General features: G+C 51.4%; 14 protein-coding genes. 3 read left to right on the top strand and 11 right to left on the bottom strand.

Going from position 1 to position 17,712, the window contains the following annotated elements:
• Nucleotides 1-46 precede the first annotated feature (46 nt).
• The 11 genes from RBB63_RS02650 to RBB63_RS02700 all read right to left on the bottom strand — a co-directional run bounded on the left by RBB63_RS02650 (nt 47) and on the right by RBB63_RS02700 (nt 12,895).
• Nucleotides 47-946, bottom strand: coding sequence for a peptidylprolyl isomerase (locus RBB63_RS02650; protein WP_309380822.1), 900 nt, complete (start codon nt 944-946; stop codon nt 47-49).
• Between the two features lie 365 nt (nt 947-1,311).
• Nucleotides 1,312-2,067 (bottom strand): metallophosphoesterase, encoded by a 756-nt coding sequence (locus RBB63_RS02655; protein ID WP_309380824.1) that lies wholly within the window; start codon nt 2,065-2,067, stop codon nt 1,312-1,314.
• 272 nt (nt 2,068-2,339) lie between these two features.
• Nucleotides 2,340-3,146 carry a sugar phosphate isomerase/epimerase family protein gene (locus tag RBB63_RS02660; protein ID WP_309380826.1) on the bottom strand — a complete coding sequence of 269 codons (807 nt, stop codon included), beginning with the start codon at nt 3,144-3,146 and terminating at the stop codon, nt 2,340-2,342.
• Nucleotides 3,147-3,797, bottom strand: a complete 651-nt coding sequence (locus RBB63_RS02665; protein ID WP_309380828.1) for a DUF6250 domain-containing protein — start codon at nt 3,795-3,797, stop codon at nt 3,147-3,149. It lies immediately after the preceding gene.
• A gap of 70 nt (nt 3,798-3,867) precedes the next feature.
• Nucleotides 3,868-5,634 carry a sodium:solute symporter family transporter gene (locus RBB63_RS02670; protein WP_309380830.1) on the bottom strand — a complete coding sequence of 589 codons (1,767 nt, stop codon included), beginning with the start codon at nt 5,632-5,634 and terminating at the stop codon, nt 3,868-3,870.
• Nucleotides 5,635-5,679: 45 nt separating this feature from the next.
• Nucleotides 5,680-6,735, bottom strand: a complete 1,056-nt coding sequence (locus RBB63_RS02675; RefSeq protein WP_309380832.1) for an NAD(P)-dependent oxidoreductase — start codon at nt 6,733-6,735, stop codon at nt 5,680-5,682.
• A 20-nt stretch (nt 6,736-6,755) separates the two neighbouring features.
• Nucleotides 6,756-7,409: a type II secretion system protein gene (locus RBB63_RS02680; RefSeq protein ID WP_309380834.1), complete on the bottom strand. Its 654-nt coding sequence runs from the start codon at nt 7,407-7,409 to the stop codon at nt 6,756-6,758.
• A gap of 67 nt (nt 7,410-7,476) precedes the next feature.
• A complete protein-coding gene (locus RBB63_RS02685) occupies nt 7,477-8,862 on the bottom strand; it encodes a sulfatase-like hydrolase/transferase (protein WP_309380835.1) in 1,386 nt (461 codons plus the stop codon).
• Nucleotide 8,863: 1 nt separating this feature from the next.
• A complete protein-coding gene (locus tag RBB63_RS02690) occupies nt 8,864-11,176 on the bottom strand; it encodes a heparinase II/III domain-containing protein (protein WP_309380837.1) in 2,313 nt (770 codons plus the stop codon).
• A gap of 49 nt (nt 11,177-11,225) precedes the next feature.
• The gene (locus RBB63_RS02695; protein WP_309380839.1) at nt 11,226-11,753 is read right to left on the bottom strand and encodes a hypothetical protein; all 528 of its coding nucleotides are present in this window, start codon (nt 11,751-11,753) and stop codon (nt 11,226-11,228) included.
• Nucleotides 11,754-11,866: 113 nt separating this feature from the next.
• Nucleotides 11,867-12,895: a LacI family DNA-binding transcriptional regulator gene (locus RBB63_RS02700; RefSeq protein WP_309380842.1), complete on the bottom strand. Its 1,029-nt coding sequence runs from the start codon at nt 12,893-12,895 to the stop codon at nt 11,867-11,869.
• Between the two features lie 94 nt (nt 12,896-12,989).
• On the opposite strand from RBB63_RS02700, the gene RBB63_RS02705 reads away from it, so the two are divergent.
• The 3 genes from RBB63_RS02705 (at nt 12,990) to RBB63_RS02715 (ending at nt 17,710) form a co-directional block, all read left to right on the top strand.
• The gene (locus RBB63_RS02705) at nt 12,990-13,757 is read left to right on the top strand and encodes a PEP-CTERM sorting domain-containing protein (RefSeq protein ID WP_309380844.1); all 768 of its coding nucleotides are present in this window, start codon (nt 12,990-12,992) and stop codon (nt 13,755-13,757) included.
• 147 nt (nt 13,758-13,904) lie between these two features.
• Nucleotides 13,905-14,048: a hypothetical protein gene (locus tag RBB63_RS02710; RefSeq protein ID WP_309380846.1), complete on the top strand. Its 144-nt coding sequence runs from the start codon at nt 13,905-13,907 to the stop codon at nt 14,046-14,048.
• A gap of 857 nt (nt 14,049-14,905) precedes the next feature.
• A complete protein-coding gene (locus RBB63_RS02715) occupies nt 14,906-17,710 on the top strand; it encodes a hypothetical protein (RefSeq protein ID WP_309380848.1) in 2,805 nt (934 codons plus the stop codon).
• The last annotated feature ends 2 nt before the right edge of the window (nt 17,711-17,712 follow it).

A 17,712-nucleotide genomic window follows, 5' to 3' on the forward strand; every position in this document is an offset into this window, starting at 1 on the left:
CACGAATAATCACTGCAGCCCGATCGGGCAAGTTAGATGAAAACGCCTACAAACCATCCGATTTCACGGATATCTCAACGCCAGAATACATACTTTCCAGAAAGTCTGAATGAATGGCCTCTCGTCGCACTTGAATAATTTCTCTCCGCAGAGCATTCCTTGCAAAATCGAATGGGATGATGCGTTCTGGTTCCACCTCGAGAACTCTGACCAGGAAAACACCTTCCGGCTTAACAAAAACCTGACTCATTTCTCCGCTTTCTAGCGACTGCGCAATTTCCGCTATCGCTTGTTTCCACTTATCATGACTCACACCAACTTGAAGCCAGCCCACAATCCCCCCTTTGAATCGGGAGGCATGATCTTCCGAATGCGTAATTGACAATTCCCCAAACCCCTCTTCCGGCTTCAGCCGTCGGTTTTCCATCACTGCTCGAGCTTCGATCAATCGCCCACGATAGCGTTCTTCAAGCTCAGCAACACCCCGACTATCCAACCACAATACCGCCACCTTTTGCTTCGACGGTTGCATGAATCGCTTACCTGAATTTTCATATGCATCCCTTAGATCTTGCTCAGATACAATCGAAGATTCAGCGACTTTCGGTAAAAGACTTTCCTCCTTCAATCGGGCAATTAAAATACTCTCGTGCGTTTCACGAACTAGCCAATCATCCTCTAAACCTGCCGTTTTAGCTTTCTCAGCTAAAACGGCCCGCTCAATCAGAGAATCCAATAATCGCTTTTTCGCGGCTTGCGAATCATCGTCACGTTCCTCCTTAGCCCAGTAATAATTAAACTCAGTTTGAGTTATCAAACGGCCATTCACCGTCGCCAGCACGTCCTCCATCTGCGCCTCTCGCTGCTCCCGGCAATCCGTCAGAGACAACACCACCAGCAGCATCGCTGCGCCAACGAGAATGCCTGAAAGAATTCGATTCTTCATTAATATCACCATATTAAACTAGTCGCTATTCGAGTAAGCGTCACCGATACCCTGATTAATTATGCACCACAGTTTATCTTCTCGGGTGTATATTCCTAAGATCAACCGCCATATAGGTAGAAACGCAAAACTTCACTCAAACCCGCCAACTATCTAAGTCCGGCGATTGGCCAAGCCAACGCAGTTTTTCAACCACGAAGGACACGAAACCCGCGGTGCCTGCTTCCTGCGCTCTGAGTCCTTCGTGGTTAAATCTACGCCACGCTGGCCCAGCGCCGAAAAGCCTTATGCTGTATTTTGCAAAAGCCTTATCCCTCCCTGGATCGCCCAGAACTCTGTATGATAAGCTCATGATTGACCAGTATCTAAGTTTTAACCTCTAAGCTAGAATCGGCGTCGAGCAATGCGTAACAGGTCTGACGCCCATCAATGCACCAAGAGCGACCATTCTGCCGCGCGCCGAAAACAGAGCTCGTGTGCCCAACGATTTGCGGCCAAGGAAGATCGTCCTGAAACTCTTCGTCCCAATCCAGCCAGGTGACGCCACCAATACTGACGTCGCCACCTCGGCATTTTCCGGCCATTAGCAAATCATCATTGCCCATACCAATCCTTTCGAGGGACTCTCGGCATCTCTCATCGAATGCGGCTAATGGGTGAGACGTTTCAGCAAATTCAACCCAATATTTATGCGCCACCCCCGCATGACTGATCATGTAACCGTTAACGAATTGAAATAATCGGCATGCCGACCAGAAACCATCGCTCAGCAGCTTGTTGATCTTTCTTCCTTTGCTATTCGTATAACCCGAAACCTTGTAAGATAGATTTTTCGGATTCTGAAAATGAATGAAGCGATGCCTTCCTTCCAAATAAGGAACGTCATGATTGCCCAATAAAAACGTGACCCTGTCCTTGTATAGCTCCTGAAGCTCCTGCAAGAAACGACAGGTTTCGGGAACCGAAGCAGCATTCTTGGACTTGGTGTCAAAGTAATCTCCCCCGAGCAGCAGATGAGAAAATCCGCCCTCCTCAGCCTCCAAGACACGACGCGCCCATTCGACATCTTGATGGATGTCGAATATTAATAAGCATCGTTCGGTTTGGAGGCAGTGGATCATCGTTCTCAAAGCTTAATCTTTAGATCAACCTCTTCGATAATTTCAAAGAATGCTTCGGCATTACCCTTGGCGTCATCAACTGGATCGTGCGCATTCATCGCCTTGCGAAGGCGCTTGAAGCTTTTGAAGCAATCTCTGATCGCTCCTTTGTAGAGAGAACCAAGGTTCGTGGAAGAAAACCCAAAAGGATTCTCACCAACATAATGGTGAAAATACTAGTTGATGAATTGCAATCGAATCCGTTGTTATCGGAAATGAACATAGGCTTTCCATTAAAGAAACAACGTTCTCAGAGAATTCAGCGCAATCCTTATATCGGGCAACTCCGGATGCCAAAACCTTTCCCACTCTAAACTAACTGGACCAGGAAACTCGCTATCAACTAAAGTTGCCAGAAGACCTTCAAATGGAAAGTCGCCCTGCCCAGGTAGGACATATTCAGGAGCTCCTGTTTGTGGATTAGGCGCTGGGCTGTCCTTGATATGAATATGCCTAACCCAATCCGAGATTGATCGCCAAGTTAGAAGTGGCTCCTCCTGACCTTTGAACCACGTATGATGCGAGTCCCAGAGTAGATTCACTGGCTGGCTCAATCTATTTTGCAATCGAAGAATGGTCTCACTGGTCAGCAATGTGGAATGCGTCTCGATCAGAACATCGACTTGCCAGCCTTCGGCAGCTCTTAAGCTCTCCCACCAGTTGACAAAGCTCTGGGCGATTCGAAAATCGCTTGCTGAACCGTCAGCCTGTCCATCAAACACCCTCATATGCGGAATACTCAAAGCGTCCGCCCATGGCGCCAATCTCTGCAATTCAGACCAGCTTTCGCGCGAGTAGTCAAACAAGCGAGCAGATGTTCCTAAACAGCTGACAGGCACTTTCATCAATTTCGTAGAAGGATTGGCTAAGCTTACAGAGCCGAATTGCCGCTCAAGGAGCCCTAATAAATCCGTGCTGCCCAACAATGCCCGTATCTCAATAGAGGACATGCCGTACTCTTTAGCCAGATGCTGCACCTCCATCCACGAGAGGTTTCCACAGCCCAGTGTCGAGAAGGCCCAATTGAGCTTCGTTGCCATTTACAGCTTGCTGTCGAGAATTTCGCCGATCCTCACCGACTCATAATTCACGGATGAAAACCAAGTCCGCAGAGCAAACCACCCTCCTGGCAAAGCATCATCCACGTGGTAGTCGTGAATCTTTTCTCCGTTAATGTAGTAGCGCACACGGTCTCCGTTGATGATGATCAAAAAGCGATATTCCTGCCCTGGCTCGGCGCGCTGGTTTGGGCTTTCATGAATAAGATTAAATCCAGGGTTGAGGCGCGCTCGGCTCCACCCTGGCGTTATGCCGCCGGTGAAGGTAATCAAATGGTTCGGCAACTCATGATACTCTTTGTAAATGCCTTCACGGCCAAAGCGAAGCGCCGAGCCATCCGATTCGCGGGCATGAATAAAGAAGTTCAAATTGCAGGCATTGTTTTCAACCACGGCATCCGTAGACGCTTGGACATCGATAACAATATTCTCAGATAACTCTTCCTTCCACCAAACCGTAACCCCTGCCTCCTGGCGATTGTCATCTATCAGACGAACCTTCAACTGATCGGCCTCTGCATAGACCCGTGGCCCCTGGGTTTCCACAAACCAACGCTCTTCCCATCCGTCGTCACCGAAGTCTTCATCCACGATCCATTCGACTTCCAATTTTTCATTATCTGGAGTTTCCATAGTTATTGGAGCAGCCTCCACGGCTGCGGCTGTTGCAAAAATTGATATGAACAGTGTGAGCAATCTCTGATTAGTTATCATTATCCAAATCCTTTCCCAAAGCGGTGGGCTGAAGACGACGGGCGGCCCATAACATGAGCACAGACACAAACCCGATCACCGTTGCCAGCCCCAAGATCCACAAGCGATCTATCAGCGGATTGGGCAACAAGGCAAGTAGCACAACGAAAAACGCCATAACCGCCGCCCCCCGGCCAAGAATCCGCAATTGGCTAAAGTCCGTGGCGCCTCCGATTTCTTTCTCGAAGTCGACCGGTCGATACATCAACTCAAAGAACTCATTCGTGCGACGACGGTCTGCCTCACTCACGTTCTTCCAGAAAGGCATCGTGGCGAAAAAGGCAATGGTGGACACCGTAGTCGTCAGGAAAAACTTCTCCTGAAATGTCCAGGAAAGCCCCGTAATCGGTATTTCAAAATAGCCGATTAAGCCAGCGGCGAAACCGATGATGATCGTGCACATCGCTGACCAACGTGGCACGCGGCGCACTAGCAACCCAAAGAACATGGGCACCATCATCGGGATAAATGCGGTTTGCAGCAAGAGCATCAGTTCGAACATACCTTTGCCCTCCACTTGCGAGAAATAAACAGCCGATGCGATTACCAGCACCCCAAGGCCAAAGCTGATCCAACGACTCAAACGCAATGCTTGCTCTGGTGAGTCCAACTTCGCTTTCAAGCGGCGGGAAATACGTGGCAACAAGTCTAGGACAATAATCGCGGCGTTAGCGTTTAAGCCCGTATCAAGTGTACTCATCGTCGCTGAAAACATCGCCACCACAATCAACGCCGCTAGGCCCGTCGGTAGCATTTTCACACTTACAAATGCATAGGACGCCTCTTCGGGCTTAGTAAGCGCATAGCCCAAAATCTCTTGCTCAAACAGAATGCGACCAGTCATCGGCGGCACCAACCAAATCCAGGAGCCAATCAACATGAGCAAGCAAGTAAACAGAGCTGCCTTCGCAGCCTCGCGCCCATCCTTGGCCGCGAAATAACGGCGAGCGCCATAAATCGTATTGCCGCTAATGATGTTCTGCGCGGAAACCGCCAACATCCATCCAATCGTAAACGCGCCGGCGGCATGGTTTGGGTTAAAATCAACGAACTGAAAATCTTTTTGTAAACCGCTGCTTTCAATCGCGTCAAAGAATCCGCCAACACCACCAAAATAAACGAGACAAAGAATGCCGACCAATAGCGTGACAGCCATCAACAAGACGCTCTGTAAATAGTCCGTCGCCATCACCGCCCAGCTGCCGCCGGAAACGGAATAGAAGACCACAATCAACCCCACAAAGCAGATGGTGCCCGCAACGGGAAAACCAAAGAAGGCGGCGCAAAAGATCGCCAGCCCATAGAGTGTCAATCCGCTCCCCAGCACTTGTAGCATCACATTGGCTACCGCGTACAGCACTCGCGTCCGTTCATCGTAGCGCAAACCAATTGCCTCTGGGACCGTTGTTACGCGAAGTTGCCGAAACCAGGCGGCAAAGCAAATAAAGTTCAGAAAGAATCCCAGCGCGCCACCGATGTAAATTGCCATCACGGTCCACCCTGCATTAAAGGCCGCGCCAGCGGCGCCAGTGAAAGTCCAAGCGCTGAAGGCAGACATGAAGGCGCTCGATCCCACCATCCACCAAGCGCCCCGACTTCCGGAGCGGAAGTAATCGGAGACGTTGTTGTTGGCGCGGCTGAATACCCAGCCGATCCCCGCCATTAAAAACAGATAGCTGAGGATTACCGCAGCATCGATAATATGATTATCAGACATTTACAGGTCAGAGTGCAGACGTGCCCAATGGCAAGCGTCCAGGGGTTAGGTCGCACGATCGAAATCGCTCAACGACAAGCGGTCGCTAACGGCGCGGCCTTCAAAAAAGGCAATGAGATTACTGACGGCCAATTCGCCGCATTTTAAATATTGGTCAAATGTGGGACCGGCGATATGCGGTGACAAAATGGTGTGTGGGGCATCAAAAAACGGATCAGCCGCAGATATTGGCTCAGTCGTCACCACATCCAGCGCAATGCGTAAGCGCCCAGCTTCTGCAATTAAAGCAGCTTCATCAACAACAGCACCACGGCCTACGTTCACAAAGACAGAGTCGTCGGCCAAAAGAGCAATTAAGTCCCCGGTCACACTTCGCTCCGATTTCTCAGTGAGGGTTTCACACTCGAATAACACATCACTACTGCGGAAGAGATCGCGAATAGATTCACAGGCACGAACGCCATGAGCCTCGATAAACTCCGAAGGAACCCCATCGGAATAGGCGCAGATCTTTACTTGAAATGGCTCTAAGAGCTTTACCAAAGCACGGGCGATTCGCCCAAAGCCGTGCAATCCCACCTGGCGACCAAACAACGTTTCCGTAGAGAGCTCAACCGCCTGATAACGAATGCTGCCGTCGCCCGCTTGAATAAAGGATCGCCAGTTATATAATCCACGTAGAGCCGCAAGCGCTAAAAGCAAAGCATGCTCAGCGACCTGCGCACAGGCCAGATCTCCCCAGTTGCTGACGATGCCGCCGAGTTCGAGAAAACGACGCGGCGCCACATGCCGAACTGAACCCGTCAAATGGCAGATGTACTGCAATGCACGTCGGCTATCCCCAACAAACGACAACGGCAGTGATGGAGTCGACCAGCAAGAAACCAGCACGTGCGGATCCCAGTCACACAAACATGCGTTCCACTCATCCGCGGAACAGTCGGACGTATCCACGAACTGGCAATCAACTCCATTCAGTTCGACCCCTTTCAGCATCGGCAGAAAAAACGCACTTTCTTGCGAATTGAGCGCCAAGAGTAGACGCTTTTGAGCAGTCGATGCAGCATTACCTGCCAACGCCATTGGCTTCATAAGACTCATAAGGATACTAGCTGATATTGCTACTCGACAAGTTCGCGTCCAACGCTCCAATCGAAAAACAGTGTGACACGGAACTTGCCATGTGCGGGCTCCTCTAAAAATGAACTGGCATTCCAACCCGACACATCCGGGTGTAATCGATCAACTTCCTGCAATGCCCAATCTTCCCGCAGATCATACGTTGCTATTTGCTGTAAGGTTAAAGGCGCAACCGCGGGTGTGCCATCAGACTTCTCGGGATAGCCAAACGGAGGACGTCCGGATTGACCTGCAAGGCGCACACTTCTCTGCACTAAGTATGCATTTACCGTATCAGACTCCCGATTCGCCAGGTAGGCAGGATTAGACAATACATCCGGCTCTACCCACGTATTACTCGGCTCTGGAATATCCAAGTAAGGCCAAAGAAAATAACCGAGCAAGCCAGTAGAGTTACTCTTGTATTTGGGGAATTGCCCATAATTTAATGGCCCAGGTAAACTACCATCGTGATCATTGGCATACATTTGCATTGCCGCGCCAATTGATCTCAGGTTGGACGTCGCCACAGTCGCATCGGCCTGCTTGCGAACTGTCTGAAGACCTGCTAAAACCATAGCGCCAAGTATTCCGATGACCGCGAGGCAGGTAAGTAGTTCAACGAGGGTAAAGCCAAGGGGGGTATTCTTCTTCATTGCTTAGGAGTAAATTAGATTTTTTAGAGAACGACAAACAGCGGGGCGTGCACACTGTTGTCCTAGGCTAAGAGACTGTTGCAGATGCATGCGCTCGGCGCTCTCCCTCCACATCGTCAAACCAGTTCTGCAGCTTGAGCATAAGCCCGTCGACAATCTCCGGGTAATTTGCGGCAAGGTTTTGCTGTTCGCCGGGATCATTGGCGAGGTTGTATAACTCTGGCTTGGAAGGCGCCGAAAGCGTCCGCTCGGGCATGGGCGCTGTCAGCCAATAAGGGTTAAAACTTTCTGGCTCATTCAGGAGGCGACGGTCAATTGCCATTTCCTCGGCATCGGTCTCCATGGCTTCAGGGATGACCGGACGGACGAGCTTCCAATTTCCCTCGCGGGCAGCTGCATTACACGCAACCTCTGGACCATAGCGGTTCCACTGCCAGAAACGCAGCGGCTGCTCAGCTTGCGGAGAGTTATCGCGGAGCGCAGACCATACATCAACGCCATCCAAGGGCAGCGGCGACTCATCCTCAATGCCACAAGCGGTGAGCAGCGTAGGCAACAAATCGCACGAATGCACCAAGCCGTGAAAATCTCCATTGCGCTCCATGCCATCCGGCCATCGCACCACCATGGGTAAACGGATGCCGCCTTCATAAACGTGCATTTTACCTTCACGTAAATGCGCGTTAAAACGCTCCATTCGGTGATCCAGATTCGGGCCATTGTCACTGGTAAAAATCAGCAAGGTATTGTCATCGATACCCTGCTCCACAAGCGTATCTCGTAGCGATGCCAAGGCTCGGTCCAGTCGCGAAATCATCGCATAAACTAGAGCCTGTTCTTTGGTAAAACGCCCGCTTTCGGTATATGGACGCAGGTCCTCCTCGGGCGCTTGCAGAGGCGTGTGAGGCGCATTGTAGGCAAGGTATAGGAAGAACGGTTCTTGTCGGTGGCGGCGTATAAAATCATTCGCCTCTGCGGCCAGCACATCCGTCAGGTAACAACCATCGGAAATGAATGGGCTGCCATTACGCTCCATGCGCCAATCATAGTAGTCCATGAGCCCATGCCGAAATCCGGTAAACTCATCGAACCCTCTTTGATTGGGGTGATACTCAGCCCCCACTGCTCCGTTGTGCCATTTACCAACCAGACCTGTGGCGTAACCCGCGGAGCGAAAGACGTCGGCCATGGTTCGCTCACGTAGATGCAAGCGGTCCAACCCGCGACTTTCACGCATGTCGATGGCTCCAGTACGGTGCGGATAACGCCCCGTCAAGAAGCCCGCGCGGGATGGCGTGCACACGGCCGACGCAGCATAGTGCTGGCTGCAACAGACCCCCTCGGCAACCAACTGGTCCAGCGCAGGTGTGTGCACGCGCCCCTCACTGAAGCATCCGAAATCACCGAAGCCCATGTCATCAGCCATGACTACGATTACGTTCGGGCGGCTCATCTTATTGCCCATCCTTCAGTTGAATTGTCTGCGACTTTTTGCCAACCAACGTAATGGTTACCTTGGTTGCATCGCCTTCACTGGTCTCAACTTGCCATTGCCCGCTCTCATCAAGCGCCAGGCACACCTGCCCGGCTCGATCGAGAACGATTGAAATGTCATCTGCATGCAAAGAGGATCCAGCAATACCGACAGCCATAAGGGACTCGCCTTCATCACGCAAAATGTAGGAATAGTTTCCATCCAAAGCGTCATCGCCAACAATCCAAACCGAGCAAGTCATTTGACCGTCGCTCATATCTAGGCGATGCCCCGGCCCGCGGTTTACTTTGAAATCATCGGCTTCATCATCTTTGCCTTGTATCCCAAGCGCCGTGAAGAATTCAAAGTTGTTCTGTTTGGGAGATGCAAGTTCCAGGTGATAGCCGCGTTGCTGCGTGCGTGAACGCGTTGGCTTCGGGTCGGTCTCCACAATAGTCGGTGCTATTCTCGCTTCCACATCGACCAAGCTTTCAATAACCAACTTGCCAGGATAATTCTTCATCACGAATCGACTATCACTGATTTCTTCAGCTGCCCGATCGGTGTGCAGTCGCCACTGATAAGCATGCGGAAGGTTGGACTCAAGTTGATCCAGAATCACTACGTAACGCCCTTCCAGCATCAGCAATCGACGATGCATTTTCGTCATTTCCAACGAGTCTTTGTACGCTGCCTGGAAAATAGCCGTGGACGCTGCAACTCGTGGCGCCGTCCACACATCAGTCATATGGATTTTGTTGTATTCACTATACGGCTTGCCACGGAAAGTCGTCCATGCCGCTCCTCCTTCATGTTGGCCAATTCCGTCGACTAGAATCGTGTTGTGGTCTGCGCTTTCTTTCGCACCCGTGTAGCCGGTGTCATTGGCCAGAAACACACCCTCTGCAAAAATCAAGAACGAGCCCGCATCCGGGTGAGCATGGCCCAATGAGGGTCTCCACTCCGGGTAACGCTCCAGCAATTCTGTAAAGTGATGCCCAGCCGGCGGCCCTGACTTAAATGCCAGCGCCGTGGCATTCGCATCACGCCAATTATCACGCCAGTGTACGACTTCCATATCCGGAAAATAATGATAGGGCGGATAGTCTGCATACTGTGTCTGCATCGGCATCGACGCCTCAGGAACAGGTAGTTGCAACAACATGCCAAACACCGCATCGATTGTGTAGATGCCCACCATTTCAGCATGCTGGGGCGTTACATGGCGCAAGTAATCGCGCAGAAATTCAGGTCCGTCATGAGCGTTTAGCAGTAAGCTCGGAGCAACAAGTTTTACCCGCGTCGGCAAGGTGTGCCAAGGCCAGTCGTAGCCCGATTGAAAGCCTACTCCGTCGGACTCAACGCGTGGTCCCCAGTCGCCAAAGTCGAAGACGAACTCAGGATTCGGCAAGGTCATGTGGGCTAAATAAAGTGGCGCTTTACTGAAAGCATTCACGTCAAAAGCTGACCCGCCAACTGTCCTCTTCTGCGCGGCAGCAAATGCGGCGGGAAATTGAAAAGTATAGTTCCAATAGCTAAAGCCTTCAAAGAACCAACCATCCACAGCAATCGCATCCAAGGTGCGCTCCATCAAGTTTCCGGAAAACACGCCCCACTGCGCTGCTTCTGGATACTCGTCGACAACTGTCATCGCCGCCACACCCAAACCACACACTGGGATGATCAGGTGGTTTTGCTCATAGGCATAGCGCTTCATGGCCGCCAGATCAGTGAATGATCGTTGGCCCTGGCGAATAATAGCATCACGCAAAGTCGATTCCAGCTCCTCATCGCCCTGCCCTTTCGTAACGTCGTAGGCGATCGACAAGCCCAGTAAGACATGGCCCGAGGTTAAGCCGATTGCACCTCCGATGGAATGCATTTCCGGCGGCTCATATTCGGCAATTAAAGGCAACCAATCATGCAAACGATTGAGGTATTTTTCTTCGCCAGTAATTCGCCAGGCTACGGCAATTTTGGCGATAATGATCGCATTGCGCTGGGCGCTCACGCCCTGGTCCAGAGGGACCGGATTCGCCGTCATTTCAGCTCCACCATCTTCAGGCAGATAAATGGCGCACCATTCGGGATCTTCCTGGTAGCGGCGAGCAGCCGCTTCCATTTCCGCTGGCCCGGTGTAGAGCCTCGGATGCACGTTGCGCATCTCCTCTTTCAATTGGAAAGCCCCTTCAAAGAGCGCTTCGCGCGTCGCATCAGCAGTAGAATAAAGCGTCGTCATGAGGAAGATGCCAGCAAACGCCGCCAGTTGTTTCATCAGGGTAAAATAGTGCATGGTCAAAGAAGCCAACTTATCGTTACCTAGAAGATTCGGGAAGCGCGCCCTATTGCCCGTTGGTTAGCTCCAACGATTCTAGGGTTAAATTAGATTCCGATGGATTCGAATAACTGGCATACACGCGGATACCCGATATGCGATCCTGCTCCGTCACTGCGTCCTTGTTCTTCGCGTTATCAGCCGTGACAAACTTCGACAGCGGAATCGAAAACTTATTGCTCTTTCCAGTCGAAAGCGGTGCTTTCGCATAGAGCATCTTGCCGTTGTTGAAAAGGATAGTCAGCCCAAGGTGGTTCGGTTTCTCCATTGAGTCGACTAATACCTCCCCTGAAAGAACATAACTTTGATTGAAGATTAGTTGGCCAGGAACGCGGACCGTAAAGGTATTCCACTTGCTTTCCACGGTTTGAGTTTCCGACTTCGTAATCGCCAAGACCGTTTCACCTGCGCCGGTGGACTCCGGTGAGAACTCAATCTGGCTTGCAGGATAGTTCAGGCTTTGCGCATTGAGTGCGGTTAATGAGATGCAAGTCAGTGCGGATGCCCACACGAGATTTCGTAGTTTTCCTATCATGTATCGGGTAGTAAGGGGTTAGTTGATTTCGTTGATAAGAACAGCATGTTCGATAAGGATAATTTTCCCAAGCATAGCTGAATGCACATTGTAGCATAACTCAGCCGCCATCATCAAATTCGCTTCTTCAAAGTAGTCCCAGCCTTCCAGGCCCCCTCGATTAAAAGGTACTGTGGCACTGCCGGAATACCGCGGTCATTCCGATGCAACATACCAACGAGAATGTCTACAGCCGCCTCGCCCATTTTATGAGAACTCTCATCAATGCCACTGACCTTGCGCTTATGAGTCACCAGGGAGGGCGAGGCAAAACCAATGTCTTTCGGAATCGAATAGCCATGCTTTTCCAAGACATCGATCAACTCGTTGTAAGAAGAGATGACGACCTCCGGCTTATATCGCTCAACCCATCGGATAAACCCTTTCTCTTCAAAATCTTTCGGGCAATAAAGCGGCACTCGGATTTTCTTGGGCCAATGCTGCTGACAGGCCAAGAAGGCGCCTGACCATAAGTGAAACGTGCGAGCATCTCGATCTTTGGGCAAAGCAAACCCAATGCGCTCATAACCCAGCGCACGAACTGAATCGACGGTAATGACTAAAGCACGAAATGCATGGCTGGCCACTGTGTGCAAACTAGGCCAACCCAACGTGTAGCCAAAGGTCACAGCTGAAAACAACGACCAGTCCAAATCAATTCGTTCTCCCGTTTTTGGCTGAGGACAAATGAGTAAGCCCCTAATGTTTCGCGCTGCTAGTATGTTGCCTGCGCGCTTGGGCGTCATGTCCTCGGCGCGAAGCCAAAACTTCTCCAAAGCATAGCCAAGCTCGGCAGCTCGCTTCTTGGCGCCATCATGGTAGAGATTGAAAATTTCATGAGCTTCCAGTTCATCCGCAGTGTGACCATTGGTAACCCACGCCAGATTCCCCTGATAGCTGCGCGGCCCCTGCCGGGTTCGGTAGGCAGTCAAGGCCGAGAGCATGGGGTCCGGTACATAGCCAAGCTTATCAGCGATCTTGCGTATACGCTCAATGGTGGAAGTAGGGAGCTTGGGATGCCCGGCCAATGCCCTTGAAACAGTGGTATAATGCACGCCTGCCTCTGCTGCAATATCCCGAATCGTTACTTTGCGTTCCTTCACAGCGCAACAATGTGCACCAATAAGGATTTGAAGTCAACGGGTACATGATTTCTAAAATGCAAGTGTTCAACTAACCTCAAAGTAATTCTATAATATGATACCTCGCACCCTTCTTATCCTCCTTGCAACTGCCCCTCTTTTGTCAGCACAAACCACCCTGTTTACTGACAATTTTGACTCTTACACCCCAGGAGAAACACTTCCTTCAGTTTCTTGGGGTTCCGTCAACCCTTCAACCAGCTCAAGCGATGCAGCCATGGAAGTCGTCCTGGATGCCGGCGACTTTTTCGGCCAGGGAACATCCAACCAAGTACTTCATATCCTGGATGAAAGCGGTTCGCAAAATACGCGCGCAGATGCCGCTAACTTATCTTTTCAAGTCGCTACGCTGGAATTCGATTTCTATGAAGTCGGTGGTGTTTCCGGCACTCCATGGCGCATAAGTTTCGGACTTAACAGCTCAGGAGTAGGCAATGTTTTTCAGGCAACCCTCAATAGCGGCAACCCTGGTAGCTACTCATTAGATGCCGCACACAAAGCTCAAATCGTAGTAAATAGCTCAACCGAGACCGTCTTCTACGGAGGCACGAGCATTGCATCGATGCAATATCAACTTTGGATCGATGGCGTCCTCGTAACAGCCAACGGAGGCACCGCTTCGAACTTCATATCTGGATTTACTGCCGGGGATTCCATGACTGCCTTTCGCATCACAACAGACACCAGCGGCCTATCCCAGGAAATGTATATCGACAACGTCACCCTTTATGATGGAGCCGTCATCCCTGAACCGTCGACCTGGGCTTTAATCACTGGACTGGTTGTCGGTTGTGCACTTATCTTTCGCCGACGGAGCAAATAGGACATTGCCATCAAACTCTTGTAGCAGACATTGGCCCCGAGTTTGGCCAATGTTTAGCGAATCATCATTCTAAAATGAACGTGGTCGAGCTTACGCGAACTGATCCGCTTGAGTCGTTAGTCTGGCGCTTTAGAAAGAGCCCAGACCATGAAAGGTAAACGATACACAACCGAACAGAAGATCTGTATCCTGCGCAGCGCCGACCAGGAAGGCGTGAGCATCCAAGACGCCTGCGTGAGGCAGGCATCAGCGAACAGAGTCTCCATCACTGGAAGCGCGAGCTTGGGATGATGGAGCTCGATCAGGCGATCCGTGCCTTGGCATGAAGAAATCAAACAGGGCGGGAATTTCAAGGAGTCACCCTCACCAATGGTCTCACATTTGCCAGACTTAGGGGGTCTTTAGTTGTCACAAAATGACAGGAAATGCGAAACGATTGAAATTCCCTAAAGCGTTGCTATTGAGCCGCTTAGTTCCTATTTGACTCAGCTTGACCGGGCGGGACAAATGGTGCTCAGGGCGGGAGTCGAACCAGTATGAGACCTTCATTTCATTTCACTGAATTTCATTTCTCGTTACAAATCGACGCTTTGCAAAGTGGAAAAGCGGCCAGAAAATGCAGCTAAATGCATCAAAATAACCCAAGTTTGGCAAATATTTGGCAAATCAAAAGGCTGGCTCGCAGGGCAGGCTGTTGCCTCATCAACTGCGAACTTGAATGGGCTACAAACGCAGTCGTCGGTTCGATCCCGATAGGCTCCACCATCTTAAATAACGGATAAAGGTGGTTATTAGAAACTTCGGGAGCGCTTGAAGATAAAGGGCAGTCTAGCTCAACTTCTCAATAAGCATATAACCTACTTAAGCCATGAAATGGCCATTTGAGGTTTTCAATATTTGAATGGCGCCGAACCGTCAGCTCAAGCAGTTGGCTGCAAACACCAAGCTTGAGACTGACCTTCCATACGATAAATTGGAATAGCGCCTCATCGCTGATGGACAGGTGCTCCACTATGCAAGCGCGGACGCTAAAGAACCCGCAAGAGTTCTCCAGCTACAACAGGCCTTAAAGACAACTTAGATCATTCAGTACATGCGTTAGATTGCACGTACTCGAATCTGGTGTATTTCCGCATCCTAATTATAGAATGAAAAGAAATGCATCTGAGCAGTTCCTCGGTCATCAAAATGCCAACGGCAAACCTGCTTTCGCATTGGTGGTCGCACTTACTTTGATGAGCCTTTTTGTGCTGCTCGCGCTTAGCCTTTCATCGCTGACTGCGGTCGAGCTGCGCACGTCATCAATTCAGCGAGACATGAATCACGCCCGGGAGAACGCACTCCTTGGCATGAAGACAGCGATCGCCCGCCTGCAAGAAACCCTTGGGCCGGACCAAAGGTTTACTGCGACGTCCGCGCTCATTGGCGAAAGCGATCAGCCTTACATCACCGGCGTTTGGAAGAAAGGCGCCACCGACGCGTTCACGTGGCTCGTCAGCGGAAACACCACCGCAAGCCCACTGGCCGTCTCCCCTTCAGCGCTACCCGATCCGGCAACTCAAGCTGACGGCGACGAAGTTTTCCTCGTCAATCTGGGTTCAGTATCCAGTGTCGAGCAGCGCATCAAAGTGGTGAAGGAAACGGTATCTCAAAGCAGTTCGCCCGGTCACTACGCGTACTGGATCGGCGACGAAGGCGTCAAAGTCAGTGTAGGCATCAATGATGAAATTGATCAACTCGACTACGATAATTCGCGCCCGGAAAACATTCCCTACAACTCTCCGGGCGAAGGGCACGACTGGTCGGAACCAATACACCGCGACGAGCTACGTCAAATGACACAAAGCATCACCAATTTCTGGCAGCTACTCGGCCTCGAGCATGAAGATGTAGTCAACTCGTCAGACTTGGCCAATGTATCAACCTTGTCGTCTTCTTCTCTGCTACCCGGCAGCATCGATGCTGAAATTTGGAAAGATCATTTCCACACTTTAACGCCGCTCAGCCGGGCTGTTCATATCGACCACACCACGACAAACGGTTCATTAAAGAAAGACCTCTCAGACTCGCCGCAGCTTACTTCGTCATTCAAGCGCTTTTTGCGCAATCGCACGCAGGAACTCGATAGCGGCAACCGAGGCCACACGATCATCCCACACTCGGCGGCCAGCAGTGGTATTTTTCCGGCCTACTCGGTCGGGCCCGTCGTCACCGAGTTCGTGGTCCGGTATAATTTCTACCGTAATTACAATGGACGCCTTAACGTCCGACAGGAGATGCAGGTGGAGCTATGGAACCCCTACGCCACGCCCATCCAGAGCACCTCCAAGGTATTGCTCAATCTAAGTGACTTGCCGGAAATGGAAGTCACTGTCGGCGGGGAGTCTTATTCGGTCAATCTCGTCGACTACTTTGAGAGCGGCCCCTACGTGCCGCCCGGCATTGAGTGGGAGCCAGGCGAGATCAAGTGGCTAAAAGGCAGTGGTGGAAATCGCCAACTTGCTGTCGATGGCCCATCCCGCTCAGCGGAAATTCTCGATAGCTCTGGCTCTCCCATCGACATCCCCGAACCAACGACGGCCGAACCACAAAGCATCCAGGTGAGCATTCCCGGACTAACAGGAGAAGCCGATGAACGGATTACGGTGTCGCTGGATACTCAGAACGACACCATTGCAGAATACCGCCCAAACATAGCCTATCTGCAAGCCAATGTGAGCAATGCTTCACCAAGCCTCAGCAATAGTGGCTGGATGTTCGGCTACGCATTTGAAATGGATGATGACCTTGCTCGCTGGGTTGATGGTAGTCGCACGGACGCGGTGGACCCGCGGCGCAAAGACATGGACGTGGTGGATTTTGCGGATCCGGATTTCGAATACTGGTCTGACGATCCGGCCGATACTTTAGGCGCAATCAACTTGGCCGGCTCAGACACCTTTAATTCACAGCAGCGCTACATTCTGTTTGATCTGCCGAGCCAAGAGCCCATATCGATTGGCGCGCTGACGCACCTCATCAGTGAGAAGCCACACATGCTGGGAAACACCTGGGGCGGCGCGGCGAATGAATACTTTGATCAATACTTCATCTCGAGCCTGCCCCGTTGGCATGAGTGGAGCCTGGGCTCGCTGCCCATACTGCCAAACCGCTACATCGACTTCTACTTATCAGGCGAATCGAACATTGAAATCGGCGACCCGTTTGCAGGTACAAGCGCCGATAGCGACTTCATATTTGATCTGCAACACGCGGCCAAATACCTCATGGTGCGTGGGGCGTTCAATGTGAACTCCGTTTCGACGGACGCCTGGAAATCAATGCTCGGCGGCATCAGCATATCCGGCTGGAAGCAAGAGAATGCCCAATCAAGCACAGACCTGCAACACGCATTCTTCAGGCATAGCTTTGGCGCTAAGCTGGTCCCGACGATGCCCAATGAAATCATCGAGTCGGCAACTGCCTACACCCGTAGTGGCGTCACCTTAACCACAGCGCAGGTCGATGCATTAGCAAATGCCGTAGTGACGATCATCCTTGATCGCGGGCGTCCCTACGAGAGCTTGAGCGAGTTCATCAATGCGGGGGTCATTGCTCAAGCGATTGAAGATGCTCAGATCAATCTCGAAGCCACGGAACTTGGCATCGCAAACAACTCACCGGCCATGCTCACCCAGGCCGATGTCATCAAAACCATCGCACCGATGCTAACCCCGCGCTCGGACACATTCCTAATCCGGAGCTACGGCGATGTGGTGGATCCATTCACCGGCGAAACCACGGCCCAAGTGTGGTGTGAGGCCGTTGTCCAACGAGTGCCAAGTTTGACCAGTCCTGCGACAGGTGTGCTCGCACCCGCTACGGACCCCCTGGCGCCGTCTCCTACGAAGTTCCCCTTTGGCAGAGAAATGAAGGTCCTCTCCTTCCGTTACTTAACCCCCGACGAAGTTTAGCG

It is taken from the genome of Cerasicoccus frondis, from assembly GCA_031296915.1.
Classification (GTDB): domain Bacteria; phylum Verrucomicrobiota; class Verrucomicrobiia; order Opitutales; family Cerasicoccaceae; genus Cerasicoccus; species Cerasicoccus frondis.